Source organism: Cystobacter fuscus DSM 2262 (assembly GCF_000335475.2).
GTDB classification, from domain to species: domain Bacteria; phylum Myxococcota; class Myxococcia; order Myxococcales; family Myxococcaceae; genus Cystobacter; species Cystobacter fuscus.
Genome location: NZ_ANAH02000026.1, coordinates 56,119 through 69,777, shown reverse-complemented (window position 1 = coordinate 69,777; position 13,659 = coordinate 56,119). Strand labels below are relative to the sequence as shown.

General features: G+C 67.6%; 11 protein-coding genes. 7 read left to right on the top strand and 4 right to left on the bottom strand.

Annotated elements, in window-relative coordinates:
- Nucleotides 1–420: 420 nt before the first annotated feature.
- The 4 genes from D187_RS33760 to D187_RS33745 all read left to right on the top strand — a co-directional run bounded on the left by D187_RS33760 (nucleotide 421) and on the right by D187_RS33745 (nucleotide 5,902).
- Complete coding sequence (locus D187_RS33760; protein ID WP_002624243.1) at nucleotides 421–1,659, top strand: beta-ketoacyl-[acyl-carrier-protein] synthase family protein; 1,239 nt, start codon at nucleotides 421–423, stop codon at nucleotides 1,657–1,659.
- A gap of 48 nt (nucleotides 1,660–1,707) precedes the next feature.
- Entirely contained in the window at nucleotides 1,708–3,336 is a 1,629-nt protein-coding gene (locus tag D187_RS33755; RefSeq protein ID WP_081713964.1) for a 3-hydroxyacyl-CoA dehydrogenase, read from the top strand.
- 97 nt (nucleotides 3,337–3,433) lie between these two features.
- Nucleotides 3,434–4,645, top strand: coding sequence for a 5-aminolevulinate synthase (gene hemA / locus D187_RS33750; RefSeq protein ID WP_002624240.1), 1,212 nt, complete (start codon nucleotides 3,434–3,436; stop codon nucleotides 4,643–4,645).
- Between the two features lie 66 nt (nucleotides 4,646–4,711).
- A complete protein-coding gene (locus D187_RS33745; RefSeq protein WP_002624239.1) occupies nucleotides 4,712–5,902 on the top strand; it encodes an MFS transporter in 1,191 nt (396 codons plus the stop codon).
- A gap of 223 nt (nucleotides 5,903–6,125) precedes the next feature.
- On the opposite strand, the gene D187_RS50755 is transcribed toward D187_RS33745, so the two are convergent.
- The gene (locus D187_RS50755; protein ID WP_002624238.1) at nucleotides 6,126–8,033 is read right to left on the bottom strand and encodes a PLL family lectin; all 1,908 of its coding nucleotides are present in this window, start codon (nucleotides 8,031–8,033) and stop codon (nucleotides 6,126–6,128) included.
- 646 nt (nucleotides 8,034–8,679) lie between these two features.
- Nucleotides 8,680–9,855: an RCC1 domain-containing protein gene (locus D187_RS33735; protein WP_002624237.1), complete on the bottom strand. Its 1,176-nt coding sequence runs from the start codon at nucleotides 9,853–9,855 to the stop codon at nucleotides 8,680–8,682.
- A gap of 175 nt (nucleotides 9,856–10,030) precedes the next feature.
- Here D187_RS33735 and D187_RS33730 point away from each other — a divergent pair, with 175 nt between their 5' ends.
- On the top strand, nucleotides 10,031–10,351 hold the full coding sequence (locus tag D187_RS33730; protein ID WP_002624236.1) for a nuclear transport factor 2 family protein: 321 nt from the start codon (nucleotides 10,031–10,033) through the stop codon (nucleotides 10,349–10,351).
- Nucleotides 10,352–10,409: 58 nt separating this feature from the next.
- Nucleotides 10,410–10,961, top strand: coding sequence for a TetR/AcrR family transcriptional regulator (locus tag D187_RS33725; protein ID WP_043432743.1), 552 nt, complete (start codon nucleotides 10,410–10,412; stop codon nucleotides 10,959–10,961).
- A 148-nt stretch (nucleotides 10,962–11,109) separates the two neighbouring features.
- Here D187_RS33725 and D187_RS33720 read toward each other — a convergent pair whose 3' ends face one another.
- Complete coding sequence (locus D187_RS33720) at nucleotides 11,110–12,066, bottom strand: alpha/beta fold hydrolase (RefSeq protein ID WP_043432742.1); 957 nt, start codon at nucleotides 12,064–12,066, stop codon at nucleotides 11,110–11,112.
- A gap of 326 nt (nucleotides 12,067–12,392) precedes the next feature.
- Here D187_RS33720 and D187_RS33715 point away from each other — a divergent pair, with 326 nt between their 5' ends.
- Nucleotides 12,393–12,617 carry a hypothetical protein gene (locus D187_RS33715; protein ID WP_002624232.1) on the top strand — a complete coding sequence of 75 codons (225 nt, stop codon included), beginning with the start codon at nucleotides 12,393–12,395 and terminating at the stop codon, nucleotides 12,615–12,617.
- Nucleotides 12,618–12,654: 37 nt separating this feature from the next.
- Here the strand turns inward: D187_RS33715 and D187_RS33710 are convergent, their stop codons facing one another.
- Nucleotides 12,655–13,503 (bottom strand): N-acyl homoserine lactonase family protein, encoded by an 849-nt coding sequence (locus tag D187_RS33710; protein WP_020918456.1) that lies wholly within the window; start codon nucleotides 13,501–13,503, stop codon nucleotides 12,655–12,657.
- Nucleotides 13,504–13,659: the final 156 nt, after the last annotated feature.

Below are 13,659 nucleotides of genomic sequence, written 5' to 3'. Positions count from 1 at the left end.
ATTGGCTCACGATTGTGTCACAACCAGGAGGCTGGTGTATGCGGCGCCTTTGTATCTGTCTGTGTTGTCCCTAGGCCGCCCGTAGACGCCCCCCTGCGTCCTGTTCGTCCCCTCCAGTGCATCCGCATGCTCTTCGGGCCTCGGGCCTGACACGAGCACTCGCGCAAATGCAGGAAAAAAAGAGAGGCTGGATGAACGCCCTGTCTTGCTGTAATCGGGAAGACGTGTTAGTTGGGCAGTGGACAGTCGTGTGCGAGGTGAGGGGAGCGTCGACGTCCTGGGCCATGACTGACTCAATGGATTGCATCGAAGCAGAATTCTGACATCCGTCGGCACGAGGCCGACCCTGGCGCGTCTGTTTTGGTTGTTGAGGAAAGAGATTCTTCAATGTTATTGCACGCTGTTCCGAGGAGCAGTGCTGTGGCCATCACTGGCATCGGTCCCATCCTGCCGGGCACCTTCTCCGTCGAGAGCTTCTGGGCTCATCTCCGGCAGGGACGCTCGCAGATCGGCTTGTTGGATCGATTCGACACCACTGATTTCGCGGTCAAGCTGGCGGCACAGGTCCGGGACTTCGACTACAAGAAATTCCTTCCCAAGCTCCCCGAGAAGTTCGCGGCCAGGTACAGCCGGGAGATCCTCATCGTCATGGCGGCGCTCGAGCAGGCCCGCCGCGATGCGGGCCTGGCCCAGGACGACGTGTCCCCGAGCCGCATGGGGTTCGTGACGTCCAACTCGCGCGGTCCCATGGAGTGGTGGTGCAACAAGCTCGAGGCCCACTTCGAGGGTGAGGGCTCGTTCGTTGGTCACGACATGATCCCGGGGCTGCCGGGGACGCCGACGTCCATGGCCGCCATGTACAGTGGCATCCAGGGGCTCGTGATGAACCTGAGCAGCGCCTGCGTGGGCGGCTACCAGGCGCTCCACGTCGCGCTCCGTGAGCTCGAGAGCGACACCGCCGATGTGATGTTCGTCGGCGGCTACGAGTTCCCGCTCTTCCGGCCGATGCTGGAGATCTACGGCGCCAACAACCTCCTCACCCGGGAGACGGTGGCTTCGGAGGCGATGAAGCCGTATGACTCGCGGCGGGACGGTTTCGCCTTCGGCGAGGGCGCGATGGTGCTGTCGCTGGAGCGTCTGGACCGGGCGGTGGCCCGCGGCGCCCGCATCTACGCCCTGGTGGATGGGGTGGGTTGCATGAACGAGAACAACCATCCCACCAGCATGGATCTGACCGGAGAGGTGACCGCGAACTTCCTGCGCGGGGTGCTGCGGACGGTGGGCCGTTCGCTCGACGGCATCGACTACTTCTGTGGTCACGGCACGGCGACGCGGTACAACGACATGGCGGAAGGCCGGGCCATCAAGGCGCTCTATGGCGACACCACCCTGCGCAGCCAGTGGGCGCCCATGACCTCGGTCAAGCCCATCTTCGGCCATATGATGGGGGCTTCCGGGGTGGTCAACATCGCGGCCAGTGCGCTGATGATTCACAACCAGTGCCTGTGCCCGAACATCAACCTGGAGCAGCCGGATCCCGACTGCGATTGGGATCACGTGGCCGAGGGGGCTCGGGAGACGTCGGTCAATCAGGTGCTCTCCATGGCATTCGCGATCGGCAGCCAGACGTCCGCCGTCGCCATGAGCGCGCCAGCGTAGCGCCCGCTCGAGGCTCCGCTTCGCTCGGCATTGCATCAGAGGAATGACATGACTGTTTCATACTCATACAAGTTGGATGGCGCTGCCGGGCCTGCCTGGGCGCCCAAAGTGGACGTCTCGCCCCGGGCTGGGGCCCTGCCATCCACCGCGGTCATCGCGGTCCTCGGCTCTGGCAGCATGGGGCAGGGGATCGCCCAGATCGCCGTGCTGGCCGGGCACCCGGTCCAGTGGTTCAACCGCTCGCGAGAGCGGCTGGAGGCCGGCGTCGACTCCGTCCGGGCGCGGCTGACGCGGCTGGCGGAGAAGGGGCTCCTCACCGCGGAGCAGGCGCGGGAGGCTGGCCAGCGTCTGCACCCGGTCTCCGAGCTGGCGGGGCTGGCGAAGGCCGAGCTGGTGATCGAATCCGTCGCCGAGGACCTCGAGCTCAAGCAGCGCCTGTTCGCCGAGCTCGAGGCGGTGCTTGCTCCCGGGGCGATCCTGTCCACGAACACCTCGTCGCTGTCCATCAACCGGCTCGCATCGAAGCTGAAGCATCCGGAGCGGTTCCTCGGGTTGCACTTCTTCAACCCGGCGCCGTTGATGAAGCTCGTCGAGGTGGTGCCCGGCATGCGCACCGAGGGAGCGGTCACCGACCGGGCCGTCGCCACCCTCCAGGCCTGGGGCAAGACGCCCGTGACGTGCCGACCGTCCCCCGGCTTCATCGTCAATCGGGTCGCTCGGCCGTTCTATACCGAAGCCTTGCGGTTGCTGGACGAGGGCAATGCCGACCCCGCGGTCATCGACTCGGTGTTGACCGGGAGTGGCGGGTTCGCGATGGGGCCGTTGGCGTTGACCGATCTCATCGGGCAGGACGTCAACGCGGAGGTGACGCGGCAGATCTGGAACGCGTTCGGCCATGACGCCCGGTTCACGCCTTCGCTGACCCAGCAGGCCCTGGTCGAGGCAGGGTTGCTGGGGCGCAAGACGGGCCGGGGCTTCTTCACCTACGAGGGGAGCAGTGGTCTGCGGGCGGTCTCGGGCGCAGAGGTGTCCTCGTCCCAGCGGCCGTCGCGGGTGACGCTGCACGGGAGCCTCGGCCCCGCCAACCCGGTGGTCGAGGTGTTGCGGAACAAGGGAGTCGAGGTCGAGTCCCGGCCGTTGGCGGCACACGAAGGCGGGCCGGACGGCCTTGGGTTCCTCGAACTTCCAGGGGGCGTCGCGGTGACCGTGACGGATGGGCGGACGGCCTATCTGCGTGCCCGGGCGCTCGGCCGGCCGGTCGTGGTGTTCGATCTGGCGCTCGACTACCGCGCGGTGAAACACCTGGCGGTGGCTCCGAGCCATGACGTCCAGGCCGAGCAGCTCGAGCAGGCACTCGCCTTGATCGGTGTGTTCGCTGGCCGGACGGCGGTCTTCAGGGATTCGCCAGGTCTGGTGGTGGCACGCACGGTGTGCATGCTCATCAACGAGGCGACCGACGTGGTCGCACAGGGCGTGTGTAGTGCCGAGGCGGTGGAGATCGCGATGCGCCTCGCCGTCAACTACCCGGTAGGTCTGTTGCACTGGGGCGACTCCGTTGGTGCCCCCTGGGTGTGCACCGTGCTCGATCACCTCGCCACGATCCTCCCTCCCACCCGATACCGGGTGGCCCCGGCCCTGCGGGCCGCCGCCATCACCGGAAAGAAATTGCTCGCCTGATATAAGGCCCGCCCTGTCGGCGTCCCTGCAACCCACATGATGAGCCGGGCGCGAGCAGCGCCCGGAAAACCTGTTTCCCTTCCCCAGGAGTTTCGCAATGACCGTCCTCAAGCAACTGGCCTCCGAGATCGACACCGTGAAGGCGCAGGGGCGCTACCGCACCTACCTGAACCTGGAGCGCCGCGTGGACCTGAGCCCCACCGCGCTGGTTCACGAGGCCAACGGGACCCGGGAGATCTCCGTCTGGTGCTCCAATGACTATCTGGGGATGAGCCAGCATCCGGTCGTGGTCTCCTCGGTCGTCGAGGCCGTCCAGCGGGTCGGCCTCGGGACGGGTGGCGCCCGCAGCATCTCCGGCACGAGCATCTATCACCAGCAGCTGGAGGCCGAGCTGGCCTCGCTGTACCGCAAGCCGCGGGCGCTGTTGTTCAGCACCGGCTTCACCGCCAACGACGCCACCATCACCACGCTCGGCCGGAAGATCCCCGGGCTCGTGATCTTCTCCGACGAGCTGAATCACGCGTCGATCATTCACGGTGTCCGCAACAGCGGGGCCGACAAGCGCATCTTCCGGCACAACGATGTCGCGCACCTGCGGCAGTTGCTCAGCGAGGTGGGAGCCGACCGTCCCAAGCTGATCGCCTTCGAGTCGCTGTACTCGATGGAGGGCGACTTCGCCCCGGTGGCGGAGATCGTGAAGCTGGCCAACGAGTTCGGCGCCATGACCTACCTGGATGAGATCCACTCGGCGGGCATCTATGGCCGGGAGGGCTCCGGCTACGCCGAGCACCTGGGGCTGCGCGATCAGATCACCATCTTCCAGGGAGGGTTCGGCAAGGGCTACGGCGGCGCCGGCGGTTACATCGTCGGTCCCGAGGAGATCGTGGACACCGTGCGCTCCTTCGCCGTGCAGTTCGTGTTCAGCACGTCCGCGCCCGCTCCGGTGGTGGCCGGTGCGCTGGCGAGCGTGCGGCACCTGCGTCACGATGCCACCCAGCGCGAGCTGCTCATGGCGCGCAGCGGGCAGCTCAAGGCGGCGTTGGCCGCCAGCGGCATCCCGCTCGTGTCGAGCGACAGCCACATCCTGCCGGTGCTGGTCGGCAATGCGCACCAGTGCAAGGCGGTCAGCGCGCGGCTGCTGGAGGGGCATGGGTTCTACGTGCAGCCGGTGAATGCTCCGACGGTGCCGGAAGGGACCGAGCGGCTCCGGGTGACGCCGACGTCGCGCCACACCGAGCAGGAGACCACGAAGTTCGCCAAGGCCCTGGACCAGGTCTGGTCCGAGCTCAACCTGCCGAGGCGTTCGTGATCGGCGTTTTCGCGCGCGACGCTCTCGCGAGCCCTTCGTCCAACCGACTACAGGAGTGAATCAACCGTGCCGTTCGTATTATGGCTGCTCGCCGTAGGCACCTTCGCCATCGGCACCGACGCTTTCGTCATCGCTGGAGTGCTCCCGGAGCTCGCCGCCGATCTGTCCGTCTCGGTCGGTACCGCCGGACAGCTCGTGACGGTGTTCTCCATCGCCTATGCGGTGTTCGCGCCGATCAGCGCGACGCTCACGGGCTCGTTGCCCCGGCGCACCGTGCTGCTCACCGCACTGGTGGTGTTCTCCCTGGGCAACATCATCTCGGCTACCGCGAGTTCCTTCTTCATCGTGGCCCTGGGCCGGATCGTCGCCGCCGCCGGTGCGGCTTCGTTCACCCCGCAGGCCTCGGGGGTCGCGGCGGCCCTGGTGCCGGAGGGACGCCGTGGCTCGGCGTTGTCCATCGTGATCGGCGGGCTCACCCTGTCCACGGCGCTCGGCGTGCCGATTGGGACCCTGGTGGGCAGCCGGTTGGGCTGGCGCGCCACGCTGTGGCTGGTGGCGGCGCTCGGACTGCTGTCCCTGCTCGGCGTGGCCGCGCGGCTGCCCACGCTGCCTCCAGGGGGTGCGCATTCGCTGCGCGATCGGCTCTCCCCCCTGCGGAGCCCCGCGGTGTTGGCGACCCTCACGGTCACCCTGCTGGCGGTCTGTTCGGAGCACCTCATCTACACCTACATCGGCCCGGTGCTGCAGGCGTCGAGCGGTGGCGGTGGTGGGGCCCTGTCGGTGCTGTTGCTGGTCTTCGGCGTGGGCGCGATGGTCGGCAATGCGATCGCGGGCCCGGCGACCGACCGGTTCTCCGACCGCGCGGTGCTGTGGCTATCCGTGGGCGGGATGACCCTGGACCTCGCGCTGATCCCGTGGACCTTCACTCACCCGGTGCTGGCCGGCGTGTCGATGTTCGTGTGGGGGATGACCGGGTGGATGTACCTGGTCCCGCAGCAACACCGGCTGTTGTCCCTGGCCAGCCGGCAGGGGGCGTTCACGGTCTCGCTGAACTCCTCCGCGCTGTACCTCGGCATCGCGCTGGGTGGAGCGATCGGCGGGGTGCTGGTGACGGTGATGGAGCCCCGGATGCTGGGCCTGCCCGCCGCGTTGGTGGGTGTCAGCGCGTTGGTGGTCGCCACCTTCGCGGATCGCCTGGTGGCCGCCGAGCACGGCCAACGGGAAGCGGGCGTGAGCGCGGACAAGCTCGCGACGTAAGTCGTGGGTGCGCGGGAGCCGGAGCCGGTGACCGTCGACGGCAAGAACGTGGCCTACCGGTACAGGTAGGACGCGTTGGCCCCGGGTCAGTCCCTGACCCGGGGAGCAACACCCCCCCGGTCCCCGGTGCGCTCCCCCAAGCAGGTGCGGAGGAGGAGAACGAGGTGCCACCCGTCAGCGGCCCTCCTCGGCCCCTCCGCACCAGCCCTCTCCCTCAACAGGCCTAGTCCGGCATGGTGCCGCCGATGGACACCCAGTCCCCCCAGGTGTTGTTGGTCCAGCCCTTTACCCAGACGGCGTTGTCGGAGCCGCGTGCGTAGATGTGGTTGGTGTTGAGGGTGTCGGAGACGGCGGTGGGCGAGGACGTCATGGTGCCGCCGAGGGACAGCCAGCTGCCCCAGGTGTTGTTGGAGAAGCCCTTCACGTGGATGGCGTTGTCGGAGCCGCGTCCGTAGACGTAGGTGGTGTTGGGGGAGGCGGAGACGGCGGCGGGCGCGGAGGAGAGGGTGCCACCGAGGTTCACCCAGGTGCCCCACTGGGTGCCGTCGAAGCCAATCACCCAGAGGGCGTTGTCGTGGCCACGCACGTACACCTGGGTGGTGCCGGGGGACATGGAGACGGCGGACGGGTCGGAGGCGAAGGTGAAGTCGCCACCAATCTGCACCCAGTCCCCCCAGGTGTTGTTGGCCCAGCCCTTCACCCACAGCCTGTTGTCCTGGGCGCGGATGAAAACCCAGGTGACGTTCGGGTTGGGGGAGACGGCGGAGGGGCCGGAGGTGAGGATGCCACCGAGCGGCACCCAGTCCCCCCAGGTGTTGTTGGCGAAGCCCTTCACGTGCAACTGGTTGTCGGTGCCGCGCACGTAGACGTGCGTGACGTTGGGAGCCGGTGAGGTGGCGGAGGGCGCGGACGTCAGTTGGCCACCCAAGTCCAGCCAACTGCCCCACACGCTGCCATTCCACCCCTTCACCCACAGCGAGCTGCCCGGGCCGCGGATGTACACCTGCTGCGTGCCGGCCGCCATGGACACCGCCGACGGGTGGTTGTGCGCCGGGTTCAGGCCCGCGACGCCGCCCGGAGGCGGCTTGCCGTCCTTGAAGAACTGGGTGGCACGGTCGCGCGCGGCCGCGGTGGAGAATTCGATGTGGAGGTGGTCGGTATGCGGGTTGGGGCCCGTGTACGCGCTCATCTTGGTGCCGGACGCCGAGCCGCTCCACTGGGCCTGGTCCCAGATGATGTAGAGCACGCCCATGTAGCGGGCATTCTTGATGAGGTGGTTGCCAATCGCGTCGCCCTTCGTGTTGTCCGCGGCCCCTCCGGAGAGCGGGACAAAGACGTCCAGCGCGCGGCCCGCGGCGTGGATGGAGAGGACGCTCGGGTCGGCGGTGTTGCCGCGGCAGGCGTAGCCGCCGTAGGAGGTGGCCTGCGGGAAGTGCTGGCGAATCCAGTCACCGATTTCGCGCGTGCCGGGCAGCAGGCCACCGGCGCACACGGCGGGCGGGCCCTCGTAGGGCATGTACTGCGAGGCACCTGCATTCAGCACGTCCGCGGGAGGCGCCCACCGGCCGGCAATGGCAACGGACTGGCGGATGCTGTCGGGGCTCGCGTAGAGGCCGAGGCCCTCGTCGTCGTCGTGAATCACCTGGGCCTTGGCGAAGAGCTCCAGGCGCACGAACTCGGCCCCCTCACTCGCGCGCACGCGCACCGCGTCCGCCTCGGTGGCGAGCACCACCTGGCCGCTGCCCATCTCTCCCTGGCGCCACTCGAAGGGCACCGGCTGCCAGCTGCCCCACGTGCCGCCCGGCTCGCGCAGCTGGTACTCGAAGCGGGAGGACTCCGGCGCCGTCACCTGGAACGTCACCGCCCGGAAGGGACGGTGGGCCACCACCTCTCCCTCGCCTGTCGCGAAGCGGTCCGTCTTGTTCAGGTAGTGCAGCTCGCTGCGGCGCAGGTCCGCGGACTCGTTCACCACCTGCTCGAGCGGCTCACCACTTTCCGTCGAGCCGCAGCCCGTCATGGACATGCCGCCGAGGGAGAGGCACGCCAGCAACATCGCGCCGAGCTTCCGCGGGCGCTTCACTGGCAACTTCGGGGTTTCCTGCTCCTTCGAATGACCGAACAATACGCGCATGCGAACAACTCCGGGGGGCCCGTGGGGACGAACAGGGTGGTTGAGAGACTGCTGCGATGAACGCCGACAAACTAGAGGCGGAATGGGGGCCCTGTTTGAGGGGGCGGGCTGGTGCAAAAAAGAAAATCAGCCTGGGCGTATACGAAGGGCCCCCTGCGTGGCCGACGCATGAGAGGGGTCAGGAGCGATAGGCATACGGCGATATGAATTTTCCAGAACTGCATCACCGACGCGGATCCTCATGATTCTCCTCACCAGCACGCGGCGCGGCCCCGCCAGTGAAGGCCGGAAAAAGGCTTTCCCGAAAAGAAAGAGGGCTCGGGTGGGGTGCCATCCCAAAAAAATGAGAACTCCCTCGGCGGAACGGACGAGGCCGCCCGTCTTCCAGCCTGCCGGAAATTTTATGTATGAGAAGGATTGGGGCCTGTTGATTTACTGAGCACGAACCGGCGTCGAGACCCAGGTTTCTGGACCGAGCCCGCTCAACCCACCATGAGTCCAGGCGGAATGGGGGCCGTGTTGCTGGGCGGCGGGCTGGTGCAGGGGCGACGGACCGGTCTCGCTCGAGCAGCTGATCCGTAGGGAACTCTGATTTCAGCGCACGAGGCCCGGCGGCGACACCGGGCCTCGTGGTCCTGCCGGCCACCTACTGTGGCAGCCCAACGACTGTCACGGGAGCGAGGCGCTGGGTCGTTGTCCCGTCTCCGAGTGTCCCCTGGGCGTTGTCGCCCCAGGCCCATACCTTCCCGTCAGCGGTCACCGCCAGGGAGTGCAGGGTCCCGGCGGCAAGATGCACGACCTGGGCAAGCCCTGGCACCAGGACGGGCGTGTAGCGGGTTCTCGTGGTGCCGTCGCCAAGCTGGCCATAGAGGTTGTAGCCCCAGCCCTTCAACGTACCGTCGGCGAGCAGTGCCATGCCGTGACCCACCCCGGACTGGATGGCCACGGCCGTGGTGATACCGGGGACCTGGACGGGAGTGGGGCTGGTGCTGACCGCCGAACCGACGCCGAGCTGCCCGACCCAGTTGTCACCCCAGCTCCACACGGTCCCGTCGGACTTCCGCGCCACGGAGGAGTTGCTCCCCATCACGGAGACGGCGCTCACGCCCGTGAGGTTCTTCACCGGGACGGGAGCGGTGCGGCTGATGGTCGTGCCGTCTCCCACCTGGCCAAAGTAGTTATAGCCCCACCCCATCACCGTGCCGTTGGCGAGCACCGCGAAGGCGTGGTCTCCACCGGCCGCGATGGACACGGCCTGGGAGAGATTGAGGACCGGGACCGGGGTGTAGCGATCCGACGTCGTCCCGTCTCCGAGCACGCCAAATCCATTGCGGCCCCAGGCGCGCACCGTTCCATCGGAGAGCAGCGCGAAGGAGGAGTACGCCACCGCCGCAATGGCTTTCACACCACCGAGGCCCGGCACCTGGAGCGGCACCAGACTGCTGGTGGTCGTCCCGTTGCCAAGCTGTCCCGAGGAGTTGCCGCCCCAGGCCCAGACCGTGCCATCGACACGCAACACCAGGGAGTGATTCCTTCCCGCGGCAACGGCCAACACCCCGCTCAGACCCGGGACCTGCGCTGGAGTGCTCCTGGAAAGTGTCGTGCCATCTCCAAGCTCTCCGTTGCCGTTCTCTCCCCAGGCCCAGACGGTCCCGTCGTAGCGCAGCGCCAGGGTATGGTCGTCCGCGGCGATGCGCCATGCTCCGCTCTGTACCGCCTGGGCACTCCGCCCCTGGGACAGCACCTCTTCACCCGCCGCGCCGCAGCCCGCCATCCACAGCAGCCCAATCCCTACCGCCCACCATCTCCAGATGACAATCACGATGCTCCTCCTGAAGGGGAAAACTGGTAATTATAGTCTAGCATGATTTCATGGGAAGGGCCTGGGGTCGGCGTGTGCCTGAAGAGGGCCGCAGCGCCGCTCCACCGGCCCGGAGCACAGCCCGGGCGGCCCCCCTTCGCTCCATTCCCACCCTTTTCCCTTCGCGCCGACCGGGATGCCGAAGCATGTCCAGGGTCGCGAGGCGCTGCGAGCGCACATGAGCCGCTTCCCCGAGACCTTCGACGTGGAGTTCGTCGGACTCGTCTTCCACGAGACGACCGACCCGAACCGGGCCGTCGCCGAGTTCCGGTCGGTCGGGCGGGCGGTTCCCACCGGCAAGCCGTACGAGCAGACCTGCATCTCGGTGGTCCACACCGACGACGAGGGGCGGATCACCCGCTACGTCGACTACTGGAACCCGCTGGTCGCCATGGAGGCGCTCACGCCCGACGGCGACGCCACGGGGACGGGCGTGGCCGCGAGCTTCGGCGGCTGACGGACCGTCCGAAAGCCCTGGTGTACCCCGGCTGGGCACGCGTGATTAACTTCCTCCCATGCCCGCACCCGGCACCAGCGCGAAGAGCGACGAGCGACGTCGGACCGTGCTCGAGGCGGCTGTCGCCTGCTTCTCGCGCAAGGGGTTCTACGGGACCACGACACACGAGATCGCCGAGCGCGCCGGCATCTCGCAGCCGTACGTGTACCGCCTGTTCGCCAACAAGCAGGAACTCTTCGCGGGCGCCGTCTACTTCGTCTCGGAGCTGATGACGAGCACGCTGACCGAGCACGTCAGCAGGACGTCCCCGCCACCGCGATCGCCGGCGCAGGCGCTGCGGGCGGCACGACGGGCGTACGCCGCGCTCATCGAGGACCGCGACGTGCTGATGTTCCTGATGCACGCCAACTGCGCCGCCGACGAGCCGCTCGTCGGCGACGCCGTGCGCTGGTGCTACTCCAAGCAGGTCGAGCTCGTCCGAGAGCTCCTGGGGTCCGACGAGTCAGCGATCCGTCAGTGGTTCGGTGCCGGCATGCTCGACAACGTCGTCACCGCCCTGGGCCTCGCCGACATCGACGAGCCGTGGGCGCGCACCCTGAGCGGTTCCTGACCGAGCAGGAGTGCTCCCTTCGCAGCCTCACCACGACCACGTCATGACCAGTCGGCGAGTCACGGCCCTCGGAGAGACTGGACGCCGGCGAGCAGCTGGCGCGCCATGACGATGCGCTGCACCTGGTGGGTGCCCTCGTGGATCTTGTTCAGGGGGGCAATCCTTTCAGGAAGGAGAGGAGCGCGGCATTGACCTCGGCGGGGCGCTCCTGTTGGACCCAGTGGCCCGCGCCCGGGACGATGACCGGCTCGTGGAGGTGAGGCACCAGGGCCTTCATCGGCTCGATTGGCGCGAAGGCGCGTCCCGGGTCCTGCTCACCGATGACGAAGAGCGCGGGCTGATGGATCTTCATCGTGGCGAGTTCGGGCAATTCCTCCCAGTCCCGGTCCATGTTGCGGTAGCGATTGAGGCTGCTGCGGAAGCCACCGCGGGAGAACTCCTTCACGAAGTACGCGAGGTCCTCTTCCGTGAGCCAGGCGGGCAGGGTGGAGGGGGTCTCGAGGCCAACGAGGTAGCCGTCGCCTGGCTTCTTCGCGCGCACGACCGGTGACATGGGATCGTAGCCGGGAGTGCCGGTGTAGATCGTGCGCAGCGCCTTGGCGACATCCGCCTCGAACTCCGCCTCGGCGACGCCGGGCTGCTGGAAGTAGAGGAGGTACAACCAGGTGTCCTGGAACGTCTGCCGGAAGAGCTGCGTGGGCGGCTGGGGCGAGCGGCCGAGGTGCGGCACGCTCATGCTGACGACCGCGCGGTAGCGCTCGGGGTGGAGCGCGGCGCTGGTCCACGCCATCGCCGCGCCCCAGTCGTGGCCGACGATGACGGCGGTCTTCTCCCCGAGGGCATCGAGCAGGCCGGTGCAGTCGGCGAGCAGCTGCTTCATGCTGTACGCCTCGATCTCCCAGGGCTTGTCACTCTGGCCGTAGCCGCGCACATCGGGAGCCACGACGTGGTAACCGGCGGCGGCGAGCGCGGGGATCTGGTGGCGCCACGAGTACCAGGACTCCGGCCAGCCATGCAGCAGCAGCACCAGGGGTCCCTGGCCGGCCTCGGCGATGTGCAGGTGGATGCCGTTGGTCTGAACGATGCGGTGGGTGATTTCAAACATGGTGGAGCCTTTGTCTTGGAAAAGAAGGGAACTCACTCCTTGATGTCTTCCTTGTCCTCGGCGTCCGGGGCCGAGGTGGCGGCGGCGAGCCGGCGGTGCAGGTCGGTGAGGACGTCCTGGGGCACATCGATACGGAAGGGGCGCGGAGGCATGGGACATTCACAGTGCCACAAGGGCTCCGCGCCGGAAGATGCTAAAAAAGCATCGCGTTCCTACTCCTGGAGCGCCTCGTAGGCCGAGTCCGTCGCTCAGACCTCGACAAGCGACTCCACCGCGCGGGGCTGCGGCGACTGCGCGGACGGCATGCCAAGGAGGCCGCCCAGCATGTGGAGGCGCAGTACACGAGACTCATCGACGGGTCTCCCCGGTCCAAGCGACGCGAGGAGACGCTCTCCTCCCTGGTCCACCTGCACCTGGTGAATGAGAAGATCGCCAAGGCGATGGAGGTCCACGCGCGGCTGGTCAAGGAGTACCCGAAGTCCTCACTCCTGCCCGCCACGAACCTGGCCCTCAAGGTGTTTGCCCGCGTGGCTGAACAAAAGAATTCATGAATTATCAGCCGCCCGAAGTGACGCGTCAGCCCCGGGGCTACTCCAGCGGGGCCGGAAACGCCGGCAGCGCGGTGAAATCCTCGGGCACGTGCTGGCGGATCACACGGGCGCCGGAGGCCTTCGCCAGTGCTTCCACGCGGCGCATCGACTCGAGCGTCTGTTCGCGGCTGGTGTTGAACGACGGCACCAGGCGCCGCTCGCGCGACTCGCGCAGATGCCACAGGTCGCCGGTCAGCAGGACGGCGCCGGCCTTCGCCGTCTTCACGAGCAGCACGGTATGTCCGGGCGTGTGGCCGGGGGCCGGGTGGATCGTCACGGTGCCGTCGCCGAACACGTCGTGTGCACCGTCGCCCTCGAGCCGCACGGTGTTCGCGTGCTCCAGGGCGCTGTAGGCGGCGAGTTCGCCGCGCTCGCGGGCCGCGTCGGAGAACGCCGCGGCGCGCTCGTCCGCATCCACGATCCACGTCGCGCTGGCGAACAGATTGGCGTTGCCCGCATGGTCGAAATGCATGTGCGAGAACGACAGGAAGTCGATGTCGGCCGGTGCCAGCCCGAGCTCGCGGAGCTGGGCGGTGAGCTTCCTCGGGACCTCGATATGCAACGGTGCGCCCTGGGGACGCAGGCCGCCAGGCATGTCCGCGATGCTCTCGGGGACGCCGGAATCCCAGAGCAGGTCGCCCTTCGGATGGCGGATGAGGTAGCAGGGAACGACGAACGCGCGGGCGACGCCTTTCATCGAGCCATCGTCGACCAGTGAGCCGACGTCGGAGTAGTCCACGTGGCCGCAGTCGAGCGCGTAGAGTTTCACGGCGGGCGGTGCGGCGACGCCGGGTGCGAATGTGGTGTGGGGGCTGGCGCAGGCGGTGAGCGCGAAACAGGCGGACAACAGGCGGATGGCTTTCAGGGGTCGCTCCGGAGGGGATGGAGAGGTGGAAGACGAGGCGAGGGTGATACGGTGTCGGGTGGGCCCCGAACAGGTGTCCCCGAACAGGTGTCAAAGGACCCGAATTGGTTTCAAGGGACTCCCCGAATAGGTGTCCCC